At 33.5% G+C, this 17,555-nt stretch carries 15 protein-coding genes, 1 pseudogene and 1 CRISPR repeat array; of the genes and pseudogenes, 11 read left to right on the forward strand and 5 right to left on the reverse strand.

Annotated features, from left to right (window positions below):
* Positions 1 to 10: 10 nt before the first annotated feature.
* The 5 genes from G6W42_RS07010 to G6W42_RS10675 all read right to left on the reverse strand — a co-directional run bounded on the left by G6W42_RS07010 (position 11) and on the right by G6W42_RS10675 (position 5,167).
* The gene (locus tag G6W42_RS07010; RefSeq protein WP_194173465.1) at positions 11 to 2,311 is read right to left on the reverse strand and encodes a dynamin family protein; all 2,301 of its coding nucleotides are present in this window, start codon (positions 2,309 to 2,311) and stop codon (positions 11 to 13) included.
* 1 nt (position 2,312) lies between these two features.
* Positions 2,313 to 3,761, reverse strand: coding sequence for a dynamin family protein (locus tag G6W42_RS10750; RefSeq protein ID WP_194173466.1), 1,449 nt, complete (start codon positions 3,759 to 3,761; stop codon positions 2,313 to 2,315).
* A gap of 122 nt (positions 3,762 to 3,883) precedes the next feature.
* A complete protein-coding gene (locus G6W42_RS07020) occupies positions 3,884 to 4,270 on the reverse strand; it encodes a hypothetical protein (protein ID WP_194173467.1) in 387 nt (128 codons plus the stop codon).
* A gap of 94 nt (positions 4,271 to 4,364) precedes the next feature.
* Positions 4,365 to 4,964 carry a hypothetical protein gene (locus G6W42_RS07025; RefSeq protein WP_194173468.1) on the reverse strand — a complete coding sequence of 200 codons (600 nt, stop codon included), beginning with the start codon at positions 4,962 to 4,964 and terminating at the stop codon, positions 4,365 to 4,367.
* A gap of 74 nt (positions 4,965 to 5,038) precedes the next feature.
* Positions 5,039 to 5,167: a hypothetical protein gene (locus tag G6W42_RS10675; protein WP_275944654.1), complete on the reverse strand. Its 129-nt coding sequence runs from the start codon at positions 5,165 to 5,167 to the stop codon at positions 5,039 to 5,041.
* Between the two features lie 151 nt (positions 5,168 to 5,318).
* On the opposite strand from G6W42_RS10675, the gene cas6 reads away from it, so the two are divergent.
* From cas6 to G6W42_RS07080, 11 genes and pseudogenes are all read left to right on the forward strand, one after another.
* Positions 5,319 to 6,131, forward strand: a complete 813-nt coding sequence (gene cas6, locus G6W42_RS07030; RefSeq protein WP_194173469.1) for a CRISPR system precrRNA processing endoribonuclease RAMP protein Cas6 — start codon at positions 5,319 to 5,321, stop codon at positions 6,129 to 6,131.
* Between the two features lie 62 nt (positions 6,132 to 6,193).
* Positions 6,194 to 6,379, forward strand: a complete 186-nt coding sequence (locus G6W42_RS07035; RefSeq protein WP_194173470.1) for a hypothetical protein — start codon at positions 6,194 to 6,196, stop codon at positions 6,377 to 6,379.
* Positions 6,380 to 6,505: 126 nt separating this feature from the next.
* A pseudogene (locus tag G6W42_RS07040) lies at positions 6,506 to 7,150 on the forward strand (reverse transcriptase domain-containing protein); the annotation flags it as partial.
* A gap of 131 nt (positions 7,151 to 7,281) precedes the next feature.
* Positions 7,282 to 8,620: direct repeats of the CRISPR family, unit length 33 nt; unit sequence GATACAAATTTCCCCGATCTAGGGGATTGAAAC.
* Positions 8,621 to 8,799: 179 nt separating this feature from the next.
* Positions 8,800 to 9,468 (forward strand): hypothetical protein, encoded by a 669-nt coding sequence (locus tag G6W42_RS07045; protein ID WP_194173471.1) that lies wholly within the window; start codon positions 8,800 to 8,802, stop codon positions 9,466 to 9,468.
* A gap of 146 nt (positions 9,469 to 9,614) precedes the next feature.
* Complete coding sequence (locus G6W42_RS07050) at positions 9,615 to 10,409, forward strand: TM1812 family CRISPR-associated protein (RefSeq protein WP_194173472.1); 795 nt, start codon at positions 9,615 to 9,617, stop codon at positions 10,407 to 10,409.
* 3 nt (positions 10,410 to 10,412) lie between these two features.
* Entirely contained in the window at positions 10,413 to 11,660 is a 1,248-nt protein-coding gene (locus tag G6W42_RS07055) for a CRISPR-associated DxTHG motif protein (RefSeq protein WP_194173473.1), read from the forward strand.
* Complete coding sequence (gene csx20 / locus G6W42_RS07060) at positions 11,657 to 12,037, forward strand: CRISPR-associated protein Csx20 (RefSeq protein ID WP_194173474.1); 381 nt, start codon at positions 11,657 to 11,659, stop codon at positions 12,035 to 12,037. The genes G6W42_RS07055 and csx20 overlap by 4 nt, the downstream gene beginning before the upstream one ends.
* Positions 12,037 to 13,038 carry a helix-turn-helix transcriptional regulator gene (locus G6W42_RS07065; RefSeq protein ID WP_194173475.1) on the forward strand — a complete coding sequence of 334 codons (1,002 nt, stop codon included), beginning with the start codon at positions 12,037 to 12,039 and terminating at the stop codon, positions 13,036 to 13,038. Before csx20 ends, G6W42_RS07065 begins: the two co-directional genes overlap by 1 nt.
* A gap of 275 nt (positions 13,039 to 13,313) precedes the next feature.
* A complete protein-coding gene (locus tag G6W42_RS07070; protein WP_194173476.1) occupies positions 13,314 to 13,976 on the forward strand; it encodes a tRNA 2-selenouridine synthase in 663 nt (220 codons plus the stop codon).
* Positions 13,976 to 15,013 (forward strand): DUF2974 domain-containing protein, encoded by a 1,038-nt coding sequence (locus G6W42_RS07075; RefSeq protein WP_194173477.1) that lies wholly within the window; start codon positions 13,976 to 13,978, stop codon positions 15,011 to 15,013. Before G6W42_RS07070 ends, G6W42_RS07075 begins: the two co-directional genes overlap by 1 nt.
* 110 nt (positions 15,014 to 15,123) lie before the next feature.
* Positions 15,124 to 17,382, forward strand: coding sequence for a hypothetical protein (locus tag G6W42_RS07080; protein WP_194173478.1), 2,259 nt, complete (start codon positions 15,124 to 15,126; stop codon positions 17,380 to 17,382).
* Positions 17,383 to 17,555: the final 173 nt, after the last annotated feature.

Below are 17,555 nucleotides of genomic sequence, written 5' to 3' on the forward strand. Positions count from 1 at the left end.
TTTGTGCTCCTTAAATTTCTAAAATTCGATCTAATTTGCGGTTAAAATCATCTAACCACTTAATGTTTTTATTCTCTAGCACTACAGCCTCTTCTAGCTTGTCTTTATTTTTTAGAAGATGTATTTGCTTTCTGGTGTTGTTTCTTATGGCTTTTTTAAGTTTTTTGATGTCATCAAGAAATTTATCTTTAAATATTTTTGCACTTTCTGAGATTGTATTTTTAACACCATCTATATCCGCAGAAAAGTTTTTATAGATATCTTGAAGTACTTCATCTGCAAAAATTTCTGGGTTAAAAGTATCTTTTTCTGTTGTATATGTATGAATTTTATATTCATCGTCAAACCATGTCCAAGGTTTAAACAATGATTTATTTTTATTACCAGTATGATAAGTATGCTCTTCTTTGATTGTTTTTTTAAGCGATTCAAATGTGTTGTTTATATCTAAGTTTATGTCTACTATAGACTCAACCGAGATTTCATTCACAAATGCTTTACCAAAATTTGAACTTTCTGAAATAATGGAATTTGCATAATTTTTATACTCTTCATACATCTCATCTATATCTTTTAAAAGACCAAGATTGATATTGTCGTTTATCTGGGCTATAAATTTCGTTCTAAAATGTTCAAGCTGATCTTTAACGGCATTAAGATATAGTTTTGCTTCAGTTTCCTCCATATCATTTCCCGCAGAAGATAGCTCACCTATAATTTTACTAAAGTCTTTCCTTTCTTTATCTAAAAATTTATTTGCACTTTTTGTGAAGTTAAATTTATTTATATTTTGCTCTATGGCCTTGGCTCTATGCCCGTCTTCTAATTTTTGTTCGATAAACTCTAATGTTTTTATAACTTCATCTCTGTTTTTTTCGTTTTTGCTGATATTTTTTATACTCTTTGCCTTAATCGCTTTGGCTTCTATAAAATTTTTAAAAGTATTGATAGATAACTTTATCTTTTGTCTAATAGCATATTTTTCTACATATTCATTTATAGCTATCTCAAGAGCTGGTACACCACTACATATATCAGCAAAAGTCAAATTATCATTTTTATCTTTAGCGGCTTTTATAAGGGTATCTAATATTTTTCTCCCTTCGTTTGATAATGGGGCAAATTGGTATAGGTGCCTTTCTTCATTTTGAATAAAACGTCTTCCTTTTGTATCCAAAAAGTCATTTTCATCATCGCTAAGCGAAAAATTACTGTCTTTCTTTAATCTAACGATTCTTGAAAGATAAGCAGATATAGGAAAAATCTTAGGATTGTCTATACCAAAATTTTTCAAATACTCTCTCAGTGTTTTAACAGCCGTATATGCATTTTCGCCTTTTTGGGTGTCCAGAGCATCAACTCTATTTAAAACGAATATAAATCTATCTTTTGATTGAATTCCTGATTTTTTCATCTCTTGTGCTATGTCACTCAGTAAATTTTTATCATCATTTACTTGAAGTTGAGTAGCATTTAGCACGTAAAGTATCATAGGTTTATAAATTTTCCCTATTAGCTTGTAAGTGTGTTGTTTGTGAGTCTCATTAGCACTGTTATTTGGTCCTGGAGTATCACTTAAAACCACTCTTAAACCATACTCTTTTATATTTGGTATATTGCCAAATAGTCTTAGATCACTTACATCACTATTGCTATTTAGCTCATCTAATATTTTAGGACTAGCAACTTTATCATTGCATATGAATTTTCCATTTTTATTGTAGGCGCTTACTCTAAACTCGTGTTTAGTTTTATCGTTGTAAATTTTGGCTACTACTGCGGTAGTGGCAGCATTTCTGGCAGGTAATAGATCTTGGTGAAGTATGGCGTTTAATAAGGTTGATTTACCTGAGCTCATAGTGGCTACCACGCCTATCTCTTCTTCATCTCCTAGTGCATTACTAAAATTTTCTTTTAGCTCTTTTGTTTTTAGTTCCTCATATGGTGAGTTTTTCTGCATTTCGTCAAAAAGAGCTCTTAGCTGTCTAACTCTTTCTTCTGACGACTTTACGTTGACATCTTTTTGAACAAGGTTGATCTTAATACTAGAATTTTCTTCACAAAATTTATCCTTTACATTTTCAAGATCTCTATAGTCGGAAGGTAAACCAAAAAACTCGACTTCATATTCATCGTCATTTTCTACATTATGTAATTTTTGGAAAAAGTCACCAACCCAATCTTGTAAAAATGACTTATCAGGATCACCCCAACACCTTAAAAAATCATCCTTCTTGCTTACATCCTTTCCGTCAATTTCACATTTTGTGCATCCAGAAAAAGGATTATGCTCCAAATATACTTTTGCCACTTCAGTAACCTCCATTTATAATTTTTTCTATACTATGAAAATCTGTATTTTTTAAAGCACTGGATATTTCTTCTTTAAAATATTCCTTTGCATCAATTTTTATTTTGAAATTTTTTAGATGGGTATTTTTTTCTTCTGCAAATTTTCTTAGGAATATCAGAAAATCATCAACTTCATTTTCGCTAAATTTATATGCCGTATTGTCCAAAGCCATTTTAAATAGTCTTGCAGCTTTTGTAGATGTTGCTATCAATATCGGATCTACAAAACCTATGTTTTGTATAAATTTTTTTGCATTTTTTATAATCTCGTCAAGGCTTTCTCTTTGTGTATCAATGGCATCTATCTTGTTTAGTACGAATAGTATTTGAATATTTTTGTTTTTTGTTATTTCAAATATTTGTTTTAAAAGATCAAGCAAATCATTGGTTTCAGCATACATAGCATTGATAAGAAAAATAACTACATCAAGCTTAGTATCTTTTAAAAAATTTAGAGTTATTTTTTTGTGCTCTTCATCAGATGAAAAATTTGTACCAGGAGTATCATGAATAGCTACAACTTGATTATGATTAAAAATATTTTTTAAATTTCCTTCAAAAACTATTCTGTCTATATTATTATCATCATTCCATATTTTAGCCGTATTTCTATCACTTGAGATTTTAGTCTTTGCGACTTTATTTTTATACAATGCAACTCCACTAATGTCATTAAAATCATCATTGTCATATATGGAAGTTATCTTCGCCGTGCAGGCAGCCTGAGTTTCAGGAAGGATTTCATTTCCTAAAAGTGCGTTTATAAAGGTTGATTTGCCAGAACTCATTGTAGATATAACTGCAACATGTCTTATGCCTAAAAGCTCATGTTTTAATATTTTTATAATAGCCATTACTTCAAATTTTATGCTTTCTTGCAGATACTTAAAACTACCAGCAGAATTATAAAGATCAAGCAATATATCAATTTTTTTATTTTTTATTGAAAACAATATTTTTTCTAAATGATTGGCAATTTCTAAGTCTAAAGTAAATTTTTTTCTAGTAAAGTTTATCCATTTAGATATATTAAAATTATACGTAAGAGATAAAATATAGCCACTTTCTAAAATTAAAGTATATAAAGGCATCAAATTTTCAATCACTGTGCAAAATTTATCGGTTGTTTTATCGCCTTTTATTGACCTATTAACCTTATCAAGTTTAAGTTTTGATTTTATATCCAATAGATATTCATTAAACCCAGTGGTATTACTAAATTCTTTTGTTAATTCACAAAGCATATTGAAATAAAGGCTTTTATATTTATATGGTAATGAGGAAAAATTAGCTATATCTCTAATCTTGGCGAATCTGTAAAGTGTGATGGCTATATAGAGATTACAATCCTTATAAGAATTAAGACTACTTAATCTATTTGCTGTATCACATAAAGATCTTTTACTCACTATATCCCCTTGTTTATATATTTATTAAAAATATATTTCTCTATATCGTCAAACCACTCAAAAAGTTTAATAAAAATTAAATAGTAATAAATTCATAAACAACCAGACTTCCTCTTTTGCCACTATGCACTCTTTCCACCATAGTAGTTTTTATAAAACCTAGCTACATCTTTAAAAGTGAAGGCTAGCTCTTGTATAGAGCTGGCACCTTTTAACAAAATACTAGCTGTAAAAAATAAATCTTTAAGCTCCTCTTTATCTTTGGCCTGCTCTCCAACCATATTTGTGAGCATATATCTAAGCATAAACGAAAGATCGCTTAAAATTTGTAAATCATCATCTGTTTTTACAAACCTATAAACATCCAATCCTTGAGCGCTAAATTTAATGATATTTCTTGTGATAAACTCATCTTTAAAAAGTACAAGAGAAAGTTCATTTATAGCTTGATCTAGCTCATAAGACTTACCAAAAGCTTTTGCTCTTAAAAATTTATCATTAGTACTCATCTTGCAGGCCCTAGCCTCTTTTTTATTGATATTTTTAAAAGGATTTGAGCCATTTCTTGCAAAATGCGAAAAAAGAGCTCGATATTAAAACCGATCATGCAAAGGCCTTTTTAAAGTAGTCATTCTCATAAATTTCTATCCACTCATGCAAAATGTCCAAAACCACATCAATATCTTTCATCTCATTTATCTGGCGAAGCATGGTTACAAATTTATTATTAGCTTCGACTAACGCGTATATAAGTCCCGCTTGATGTGCATCTACTTTTAAAAAGCTATCCTCATCTTTTTTATCATCCCTTTTTTGCGTTATCTTTAGCAAGATATTGCTTAAGACGTTGCTTAGGCTATCTAAAAAGCTAGTATCTCTTTTGCTGTTATTTACTAAGCAGATTAGGGCAAATTTATACTTTTCATCATCTTGGCTAAATTCTATGACTTTAGCATTTTCAGCACCTATAAATTTTCTAAGACCACTTTCTTCAAGTATAGCAGGCAGTGCTCTTTGTAAATTTTCTATACCTGCATAAATTTCTAAAAATTTATCTTGCAAGGTGCTTTTATCTATCTCACCATTTGGATTTTGTGCGGATTTATTTAAATAATCGCAATAATGCTCACTCTCACTAAAATATTTACCAAGCCCAAAACCAATAGCCCCAAGCGCCACGCCGCCTATGATGTATCTTAACATTTACGCTCCTTTGATTTAATTTATGATGAAAATTTAACCTAGTGGCGTGACAGGTTGTGTCGCAGATGATAAATTTACCCTAAACCCACTGCGCACTTATGCTTTAGCTTCCTGCTATACCTACTTTTATCTTTTTTGACCCTTGTTGAAAGAGAAATTTCTCGCCTTATATGAGACAATATATTTTGATCTCGCTTTTGCATTTTTTATCCTTTAAATTTATTTTTTAACAAATAGGCGAAATTCTACAAATTTGCAGCGTCAAATGCTGACACTTAAGTGCCCATTTTGCGTGCCCCAGCTAGCTAAAACTTCTTTTAGAGTATAATTTTAAAAAATATCTCAAAGGCAACCATGCTAAAGTATTTAGAGTTAGCCGTTTGCGGTACAAATTTAAAGCCCACCTACCCATTTATAGGCTCTACTATTAGAGGCACCTTCGGACACGCACTAAGGTACGCCAGCTGCCCTTTTGTCAGTCAAGAGTGCGGTACATGCGACATTTCTGGTAGCTGTATTTATGATGAATTTTTTGAAAACATCTCTGATACGCCAAATTTCAGGCTAGATATCGAGCTTGGCCAAACGAGCTTTGACTTTAAAATTCTGCTTTTCGAGCATGCCACTAGCTACTTGCCTCATGTAGTTATAGCGGTTAAAAATATGCAAGATATCGGCCTTGGCGCAAGTAGAGATAAATTTAAGCTCAGCCACTTCGCGCTAAATGGCAAAATGGTTGAAACTAAATTTTTACTAAACTCCGAGCCAGAAACTCTAAATTTCACGCCAAATTTCACCGCAGGCGACTACGAGATCCGCCTTCAAACCCCACTTCGCATAAAACAAAAGAACACCCTTGTTAAAAGTGAGATAGATTTTAGGTTATTTATCCGCCAGATCGCCATGCGATTTGATGGCATTTCAGGCACACAGATGGATAAATTTGAAGTTAAATTTGAGCGTTTCGAGCAAGAGCTTAGCTTTTACGACCTTGAGCGCTACTCAAACCGCCAGCACACCAAGATGCAATTTGGTGGCGTTATAGGCAAGATGCGAGTTTATGGCCTTGATGAGCGCTCAGCAGGGCTTTTACAGCTAGCCACTATCACAGGCGTTGGCAAAAGCACCGTTTTTGGACTAGGCAAGATAGATGTGACGCAGATCTAGCCTTTCATAAGTGGCACTGGCTAGCTTTTGCACCAAGCACTAAAGCACTAAAAGTATAGCCTATGTTTGATCTAAATTTAGAGGATATTTTTACAAAAAGCTCATTTGAGTACGCATTAAAAAGGCTCAAGCACACAGCCTTAGGGCTTGACGGACTTAGCATAGATGATCTCTGCTCAGAGGCATTTTACGCCGAGCTAAAGGATGAAATTTTAAACCTCTCTTATTCGCCCCAGCCCTTAAAATGAGCTTTCATCCCCAAAGAGAACAAAGACGAGCTTCGCAAACTAGCCATCCCATCTTTAAAAGATAAATTTGCACAAAATATCCTTATTAGCGAGCTTTAAGGCTATTTTGACAAGGGCTTTTCAAACCGCTCCTACGCCTACCGAAGTGGCAAATCATACTCAAACGCCATCTTTCGAGCCAGAGATTTTTGCTTGACGCACGACTTTGTCTTAAAAACCGACATAAAAGACTTTTTTGAAAATATAAACCACGAAAAACTGCTTGAAATTCTACGCTCTAATATCAAAGACACACGCATCATTAGGCTCATCGAGCTTTGGATAAAAAATGGCATCTTCGAGCATTTTGACTATACTTCTCACACAAAAGGCGTCCATCAAGGCGACGTTTTAAGCCCACTTCTTTCAAACATCTACCTTGATCAAATGGATAAATTTCTCGAGCATAGCAGTATAGAGTTTGTAAGATACGCAGATGATTTTGTGCTCTTTTTTGGCTCACGTGAAGCCTGTGAGCAAGGGCTTGCCAGACTAAAAGACTTTCTAGCGACCATAAATTTATCCCTAAACGAAGCCAAAACGTCTTTACACGACAAAGATAGCGAATTCACCTTTCTTGGCGTAAATTTCAAAGCTCACGAGATAAGCATAGGCGAGGATAAATTTGCACGCATTTTAGCAAAACTCACAGCCTCGTCCAAAAAGCCAGAGATCACCCAAAGCGTAGAGAACATAAATGCCCTTAAATTCGCTATCTTAAGCTATCTATAAGCAAAAGAGTGCGAATTTGAAAAATTTTTTTAGCCACATTTTCGAACATTTTGCCATTTGTGATATAATGCCGGCAAAGAGTAGTTCTTTTAAAACTCATTGTTAATTTACAATCGTTTTTTGGGCTATTAGATACAAATTTCCCCGATCTAGGGGATTGAAACATCCTCACAAATATCTGCAAGTAATGATGAAGCTATTTCTATTAGATACAAATTTCCCCGATCTAGGGGATTGAAACAGTATTCTTCATCAATGAGAGCCATGCTGTAATAATCAGATTAGATACAAATTTCCCCGATCTAGGGGATTGAAACGCTGACTCTGCAACTAAATAAGAAGCAAGCTCTTGCAAGCTTATTAGATACAAATTTCCCCGATCTAGGGGATTGAAACAAAGCTGATGTCGTAATTGTTAAAGAGTTGTTTTCATATTAGATACAAATTTCCCTGATCTAGGGGATTGAAACATCTCCGTTTGAATAAGTGCTAGTGGAGCATTTATAAAAATCCGATACAAATTTCCCCGATCTAGGGGATTGAAACCACAAAGAAGGTTAAGCCGTTGATTGAGCGTCCTAAAGATCTGATACAAATTTCCCCGATCTAGGGGATTGAAACGTATTTATCTCTTCAGATTGTTTATCAAAGAAACTCTCTAATCTGATACAAATTTCCCCGGTCTAAGGGATTGAAGCCTAAAAGCAGGAAAAAAATAGAAATAATCAACTAGCACGAGATCTGATACAAATTTCCCCGATCTAGGGGATTGAAACTTTAACAATCGCCGAAACGTTGCCAATTCTCATCAATTAGATACAAATTTCCCCGATCTAGGGGATTGAAACATTATATCGTTTGCTCTGCTGAAGGCATCTTTTTGGGACATCTGATACAAATTTCCCCGATCTAGGGGATTGAAACAATTTAGCTCTAGTTCTCATTTTTAATCCTTTTAAAAAAATATTAGATACAAATTTCCCCGATCTAGGGGATTGAAACTTAAGTGGCGCACACCAGCTCCTTTCCAATCTTTTTCCCTATCTGATACAAATTTCCCCGATCTAGGGGATTGAAACAAGCCAGCTCCTTCAACGCCCATCCATAGCTCTGTTCCCATGGTTTATTAGATATAAATTTCCCCGATCTAGGGGATTGAAACATTTGTCCCTCTTCGTCAGGGTCACCGCAGTGAACAAATCTGATACAAATTTCCCCGATCTAGGGGATTGAAACAAGCCAGCTCCTTCAACGCCCATCCATAGCTCTGTTCCCATGGTTTATTAGATACAAATTTCCCCGATCTAGGGGATTGAAACATTTGTCCCTCTTCGTCAGGGTCACCGCAGTGAACAAATCTGATACAAATTTCCCCGATCTAGGGGATTGAAACTTAACTAAGACCATACTGAAATAATCAGCTTTGTCTTCGTATCTGATACAAATTTCCCCGATCTAGGGGATTGAAATAGGCAGGTCTTTCGAGTATAGTTCTCGAGCATTAATTCATAGATACATTTCATTTTAGTTATTTTTTAGTTGGTATATAAAAAAATAATCGCTAAATTGACTATATATGACAACGAAACTTTTTATAATTGCCTCCGAAGTTGATGCTAAAGCGTCAATAAAAAAATTAAGGAGTTTTTATGAAAAAGATCGCATTATCTTTAATGGTTGCAGGAGTTGTAAGCTCTGCTTTTGCTAGTGAGGCTGCTAATCTAGCTAATATAGCACCTACTAATCACGACAAAGTTGCCATCGCGCTAGATACTTACTACAAAGGTACTGACATATGGGGCGCTTCCTCTTTTGCTCTTGGCTTTGATGGTAAATATGGCTTAGTGCAAGCTGCTAATGGCGAGCTATACTTCCGCTTAGCAGGTCATGCTGGCGTTAGAAGCAAGGATGCGCATAGATTTCTCGAGATAGGTGGCGGACTTGGCTGGTCTCAAAAGCTATCTGAAAATCAGTTTGTAGCGCTTGAGACAAACTACAAATACGGCCTTGTTACCGGCGATGTCGGCAGTGATCTTAAAAACTGGCGAGAATACGGCGTGCAAGCAACATACGGCTATAGAGTGGCTGAGTGGCTAAGTGTCGGTGTGAGTGGGTCTTACGACAAAACTCAGTATGATCTATATGCCATCAAAAATATCAAGGGCTCTACATACGGCTTTGGCGTGCCTATATCTATAAGTATCTCAAAGGGAGCAAACCTTAATATATATGGCGGCTATCAGAGCCAAAGACTAGATGGTAGCGACCTAAAAAAGGGACAGCCTATAGTGACTTTGGGTATCACGGCGAAATTTTAGTTCATAGTAGCCAAGGTGTATGCTTTGGCTAAATGTTTCTTTTTAGAAATATTTTTAACTAAATTTGCAAGCCTTAACTCTTTTTAAGTAAATGAAATATGAATTTAAATAAAATTCAAACTTATTAATTTTAATAAAGGTAAAAAATGAACAAGTACCAAAATAGAGAACTTCAAAAAATAATTGTTTCGCTTCTAGGAAGCTCGCTTTTGGGAGTTAAGGCGTTTTTGATAATAACTGGAGTGGCTGTATTTTTTGCATGGCTACCAGATGGTATGTCTACATTGTTAGATAAAATTTTTGGAGGAGAAATTTTTACTTGGAGTACAAAAGATGGAACTATGCTAGTTCAAATTTTAGGCTCGATCGCAATATTCTTGCTAGTTAAACAAATAATCCCGAAAAATGTTGCCAATGTAGAGATAAGCATAAACAACGAACCTAAAAAAGCAAAAGCATTGGTGCTATTTTTAAGTCCGAATTCAAGCGAAGAAGAAAAGTTGGAAAAATTTAAAAGCCTTGAAGACTTTAAATCTAACAACTATTTTATGCCTCTTACTGCGATCGACTACCATAAAAATAGGCTCACAAAGTTAGTCATCGCTTGCTCTGATCAATCCTTTAATGATAAGGATAAATTTTTAAAGTGTGTGAAAAATATTTTTGGTAGCAAGATTGCAAAAATTATAGAGATAAGGAGTACTGGTGACTTCGAAAAAGCTAAAAATGTCTATGATTTTTTAGAAAATACGTACGAAGAGCTTAAAAAAGAGGGCTTTAAAGAGGATGATATCGTATTTGACGTTACTGGTGGCCAAAAAGTAATAGCCATAGCTGGAGCAATGTTTGCGATACCAAATGATAGGCATTTACAGTATGTTTCTACAAATGATTATAGTGTTAGACACTATGATTTAACTTATATAAAAAATGAGGAGTGAGATATGAAAGTCGTAACATTTTTGGGAACTATAAAAAAAGCAGAAGATCATGACGTACCTATTTATAGATATGACAACAAACTAAAAGAGCTATACTCTTTAAAAAGAGAGAGGTATGTAAATATGCTCCCTCTATTGATAGACAATTTTGAAGCAAAAAATATTGTTCCAATTTTTACAGAAACAGCTCTAAAGATTCAGTCTAAAGTTTTAAAAGATGAGCTAGAAAATAGTTATGATGAGATATTTAATAATGAAAATTTAATAGAAGATGAAAAAAATTTTTATGATATTTTACGTATCATCAATAATGCAACATCAGGTGATAAAGAATACATAATAGACCTAACTCATGGATTTAGACATATCCCGATCTTAGCAACTATTTCACTTATCTCTCAAAGTTTAAATAATACAGACAAAATTAAACATATATTTTTTGCAAAAGAAATGAGGCCCAGAGAAGAATATGAAATAATCGACTTAAAAGAGTATCTGGAGCTTGCAAATATCTCATATATACTTGAAAGTTTTAATCGCAACTACACAGTAGCTTTAGCCTCTAAATTTAAAAATAAAAATTTTCATGATCTTGCAAACCAGTTATCAACTATTTCAAACCATATACTATCTAATTCATTAAAAGCTCTTAGCAACGATACTGATAAAATTTTAAATAATATAGAGTTGATTTTAAAAAATGAGCAGATCGAAACATTTAAAAGCAGCCTTAATGACATACAGCAACATATAAAAGAGCTTCAAGACATAGGCAAGCAAAAAGATTCTATGAAATTTTATAGAATGTCTAGGTTGTTAAGCTCGAAAGGGTACTTATTAAATTCTATAACCCTGTTATTTGAAGCTATTGGGTATTACTGTGCAGAAAGCTTTGAATGTTTTGGCAATAATGTAAAAATGCACATTGATGCCTTTAGAAAAAGTAAAAATTTCAATGCCTATGATCTAACACACGAGTCTAGAACTTTTGTAAAATGGATGGAATTAAGAGATGAAAAGTACCTAAAAAAAAGTGGTGTGGCATACTATGATATAAAAAATAAGCTGGAGAGCATAAGAACTCTTGGTAATTTTAGAGATTTTATAAAAGAGGCCGAAAAGCTAAGAAATAATCTAGCTCACGGTAACGCAAGTGAAAAAATAGAAGATTCAAAAAAAGAGCTCACAAAATTGTTAGACAAATATAACTCATTTTGTATAGTGCAAAACATACTAGGAAATAAAAAATGAAAACTCTTTTTATTTTAATGAATCACGCTCTAACACCAGAACAAGAAGAAGATGCGAGAGAAAATTTAAAAATTGAGAAATTTGTAAATATAGCTGATGCTAAGTGGAGTGACATAGATCCGTTTGAAAAAAGTATATTAAATGTCATAAATATCTACAAAGATAGACTTACGCAGCAGGCTAGTTCTAGCGATGTGTTGTTAGTTCAAGGTGACTTTGGAGCAACATATAACATGATAAAATTCGCAAAAAATATGGGTTTGACCGTCATATATGCTACTACAAAGCGTATAGTAAGCGAATATATAGAAAACGGAAAAGTTGTAACAAAACGAGAATTTAAACATGCAAGATTTAGAGAATATGAGGATTTATAATGGCAGAGTTAAACAATAAAACATTAATTATTTTTGAAATTTTAAAAAAATTAGTAAAAAAACGAGAAATTTATCCATCAGATGCAGAGCTTTTAGATGAATTTCGCATACAAGAAAGAACGCTAAGAAGATATATAGAAGAGATCAAAATTTTATTCGAGGATTCATTTATAGTAGAAAATAAGCTTGTAAAAAATGCCAAAAGACCTATGGGTGTATTAAGAGTAGCTGATAAGAATAAAGACATAATCATCGTTTTAGAGTATCTTTTAAAAAATAGTAATAATCTAGGCTGGCTAATCACTTTACTAAACAAAAACGACCCTAGCTTATTGGAAGATTTAGAGAAACATGAAAAAGAGGTATCTAAGCAGCTACAAGAAGATTCTAATATATTTTTATTTAAGACAAATCCTTTAGAAAATTTACAAGATGAGCCTAGCAAAAGGTATTTGAGCGAGCTTCGTAATGCAGTTGCAAACAGAGAATACCGAGACATTAAGTATAAATATATCGGTGAAGTCGAGAATTTAACTGATGCAAAATGCCTAAAAATAGTCTTTACTGATGGAAATTGGTATTTGGCTATAGAGGATGCTAACGAAAATTTTAGGCTTTTAAGGGTGGCTTTTATAGTATCTTTAACCAAAAGTTCAAAAAACTATCAAAAAAAGATTTTGTCAAAGTACAAGACGTATTTTAATAAAATACAAAATGCTATGAGCTTGCCATCAAATACGCCACAAAGAGCTCTACTTAAAGCCTCTCCCAAGGTAGCTATATATTTTCATAAAGGCATGAAGAGTTTTTTCCCATCTCAAAGATTTGAAAAGGCTTTAGAAGATGGCAGTGTTACGTTTAGTATAGATTTTACTCAGGATATAGAAATCCTACCTTTTATAAAACGATGGCTCCCAGATATCGAGATATTAGAGCCAAAAAGCCTAAGGGATAAATTCAAAGAGGATCTAAAAATTGCTCTTGATTTATTAAATAAATAATAAAGTGTAAATAATACAAAACAATAACCTATGTTTGCAGGCATTCTGATGTTTAAGTACTAACAGCATCTTCAATTAAGTATTGTGTAATAATTTTTCTTCGATGCAGCGAGTTTTTTACCTATCTTCTCATAATGTAAATTGTATTTACTAATAATAAAATCATAGCAGAGATCATAAGAACGGTGAGTATTATTGAGCGTGTAATAAATTAATAATATTATAATTTCAAAGACAATAAAATAAGCAAAATAAAATTTCTAAAAGGATATAGGATGAAATTTATAGGCATTATACTTTTACTACTAACAAGCATATTTTTAATAGCCTGCTCTGCAAATCAAGCAAGCAATAAGATAAGCAACTCTGAACTAGAAAATTTAGCTAGTAAATATGGTGGGGTTTATGTGTTTAATCAAAAATTTGTTGAAGAGATAGAGAAAAGAGAGGCTGAGAGAAAAGAGCTAAGTAAATCACTTGGTGACAAGATAAGGTCAAATCCTAGAAAAATCAAGCAAGGGGATAAATTTATAACTATATATGATGTCGATATGACTTTAATCAATAAACAACTTCCTCAAACTCTCTCAAATGGCAAGAAATACTATGAAAATTCAACAGACTATGAAAATCAAACTGGAAAAAAAGTAAAAATTCCAGCAAAATATAAAGAAAAGGTTATAAATTTCATAGGCATGGATAACTACAATAAATCAAGACCGGGTTTTGATCTAGGTTACTTTTGTATAGATAAAGATGACAATATTGAAGTTATAGATATGACAGTTGATTATTACGTTACAAAGACAGATTATGGCTTATATGGTGATGAAGGTAAGGGTTTTAGTTTTAAAAAAAGTAGATATGTAAATATAAGTGGTGATAACAAATTTATACTAACTAACGGCAAATTTGAAAGAGTAGGCAAGGATAAATAATGAAAACTAAAAAATCAAGCAAAGAGCTGATAAACTGCTTTAAAGACTACATAGATATCGCTGATGCTAGTTATGCCTTTTTACATAATGTCTTTGAGAATGAAGAAGGGGAGCTAGATAGATTATCAAAAAAGCATGGGTTTGAAAATTTACCAGAAAATACAATAAATTTGTGTAAAAAAGAAGAAATTGATAATCCTATTTGGAGATTTGCAGATGGTATCACAAAAGGAGATATTTTAAAATCAGACCAAAAAGACGAGAATAATAATACCACTAGAAGAGCTGGTGATCCTACTGCCTATGCTTTAGCAATAGAAGCTAACTTTATGGCTGAAAAGATAGTTAAAAAACCCATGGAAGAAGGGGATGAAAAAGAAGAAATTGTTGAGTTATCGAATGATGTAAAGAATTTTATAAAAACATCTAAAACTAAATCTCCAAGAATTTTCTACACCAAAGAAGACCTCTCCCCTCGCACAAAGCTCTTTGTCAATCGCTATGAGCTAGTAAAACACATACCAAACCAAAGATCAGGCTTTAGCTCGACAGTATTTTATGACACTGCTAAGTCAAACTACATCATAGGTTTTAGAGGAACGGAGATAAAGGGAAACGACATTATAGATGATGGTTTTATGGCTCTTATTTTTAGAGCTATTATGCAGATATCTGCACTAAAATCACTCCAGTCAAGCATGGTTGAGGCTATAAATTCCCATAGCTCAAATTTAAATAATTTAGATAGTGGAGATAATAACTCTTTAAATTTAAACCAAGAGCAAGCATCTGGTAGCTCTAAAGAGGTCATCCTCTCAGGCCACTCACTAGGCGGACACCTAGCGCAGATATATGCTGTTACGTTTAAAGATAGTGGAGTAAAAGAGCTATATACTTATAATGCTCCAGGAATTTATGGTGGGATAATTGGCTCGGCTTTTACTTGGGTGGTAAGGTTTCTTAGTCTTATAGCTAAGGGCATAGTAAGAGGGGTAAAGTACATAGCAAGACTCTCTCAAATAAAGATACAAATCTGAATATAAAAAAGGCTAGCAAGGGTGATGATCTAGGCATAGAGATACATCATATAGAAAGTGTAAAGCAACATATCAGTAAAGATGGGGATGGCTATGAAAGAGATTGGCATATGTTATGGGAGCCTACACTTTCTGCTATATCTGATCTTGGGTTTAAACTAGGTGTTGGTATGGCTGATGAGATAGAGTATAAAAACACTGATAACAGACACTTGATCAATATATTAGTCAGGTCGCACTCGCTAAAAGATAGTGTGATGGTCCTATACTTGATGTGCTATCTCTTAGAGCATAAAGAGAACGCAAGCAAGATAGAGGGTAAAGATATCGTAGGTGCCCTAGACTACCTAAACGAGTATATCCAGTCGCTTAAATTTAAACTAAGGTGTATAAGGATGAAGCTAAATTTAGATGTGGATATAGATAGCATAAGCAATACCTCGATGCTTGATACGCCTTTATATATCTTCTATGCTTATCTAAACCTCTTTTATGAGCAAGGGAAATTTAGCGATGATAAATTTAAACAAGATATGGTTGGATATATCATCGAGAATTTAGGCAAAAATATAGATAAAAATAGCGACAAAGAGGCTCACTTAGTTAAGCTTCTAGACGCCGAGGATATAGAGAAGCTAAATGCCTTGCAGATAGTAAGTAGTGCTAGAGCTGGTGATATAGATATGCTAGTGGCGATATGTGCTTTAAATTTATTTGTCTTTGATAAGAAGATAGAAAAAGAGGAACTAGGCAAATACTTCGCTTATAACAAAAACATCTATAAGAGCATAACAACCTTGTGTGATGAGAAGGTAGATATAAAGCTTGCTACTACGTATGTCAAAGATAGGATAGAGATACTAAAAAGCATAATAAACCTAAGATACACTGACTACAAAAAACTTGAAGAGAACGAGAATTTCCTAGCTAGCGTTAGCTCTAGTGATGTAAGCTCTAGCGATGAAGCGATAGTTATAGCGCATAAGCCATCAACTTTAAGCAATAATTATATAGCACGCAATAATAAACTAGCAACTGAGGATATAAGAGCTCTTGCAAATGAGAGCTTTGGGGATATCTTTCATAAAAAAGAAAACACTCTTAGTGTAAGTGCTGAAGATAAAAGCATCATAGACGCGGCAGTCTTAAATGATATATTTAAACTAGATAGTAAAAGTATGGAGCAAAGAGTATATCTAGGCTCTATGCTCCTAAACACCGCCACAGAGCAATCAGACTATCCACTATACTTTAAAAATGAAGAGAGCGGAGAGGAGTCAAATTCTAATACTCTAAGCTTTGCTCATCAGCCAAGAGATGAGGATAAAGACAAGGGAAGACTAACTATCGATTATAAAAACCAACGAGCTTGTGTGCTAAACTACTCTTTACTAAATAAAAGTCTAAATATAGAGCTAAAGCCAACAAACAAAGAGACCAAAGAGTCTCTTGAAAAGGCAAATGAGAGGCTAAGCTTAGAAAAGAAAAGTAGCGTTGCAAGTGCTAGCGGTACTGCCTTTGCTAATCCAATAATAGAAGATGACGTGGTAGTTTGCCCACATGGCGGCCATGTGATATTAAAAAGTAGAGCAGGCAGAAGCATAAGATCAGACGATCAAGGTGTGATACTTGATACCGACTTTATAAACTCACCGATAGTTGGCTGCTCAGCCAAAAATCCTTGCACCAAGGTAGCATACGTGCCAAGAGCAGCCCTTAGTCTAAAAAGTATGAATAACCACTATGCTGTCATGCAAGATCTAGTACCAGCGTGCCTAAGCAACACTGGCTCACCGCTAAGATGTATAAAAAAAGAAAATAGGATAAAGCTAGCTCATAGTATAGGTAGCCCAACATCTGAAAACGATAATGCAGCGGTGGTAAATCCAAATTTAAATAGCGCTCACATAAGACTTCATGTAAAATCAGCTCTTAATCAAGCGGACAACCTTGCTGTTTGTATATATAAGCTAAATGATGTGGAGCATAAAAACCAAGAGGGATTTAAAGAGATGGAACTAAATTTAGATGAGGGCTCTGAGGTAAAAGATAAGAAGCTAAAAGAGTATCTAAGCTCTCACTTTAAAGAGGATAAATTTAGTATCTCGTCGTTTAACTTCAAATACTCACTCATGGATAAGAATTTCATCTTTATAACGCCTAAATATATAGAGCCTATATACAAAAATACAACGCTTCCAAAAAGTGGTATAGGATTTTTTCAGTTTGTAGATGATATAAGCGATGAGAGTAATCTTATCTACATCACTCCAAGCAAGGCAAAGACGGTGGATATAAAATTTGCTTGTGGGCTTGATAGCAAATATAATGACGATATAAATACAACAAAAACAGTAGTGGTGGCTTAATGGCCATCTCTTTTAAAAAACTAAAAGTGACAATCCATATACCCTTTCGAAATTCTCAGTGCTATAGCTTTAATTATTCTTAATGTTTTTTATTAACTCATTATGTAGAAACTTAGATATTTTATTTATGAAAATATTTTTTATAGATATATGAATGTCTCAAGAAGAAAAAA

Origin of the sequence: Campylobacter concisus (assembly GCF_015230015.1) — a bacterium.
Lineage (GTDB): Bacteria > Campylobacterota > Campylobacteria > Campylobacterales > Campylobacteraceae > Campylobacter_A > Campylobacter_A concisus_AF.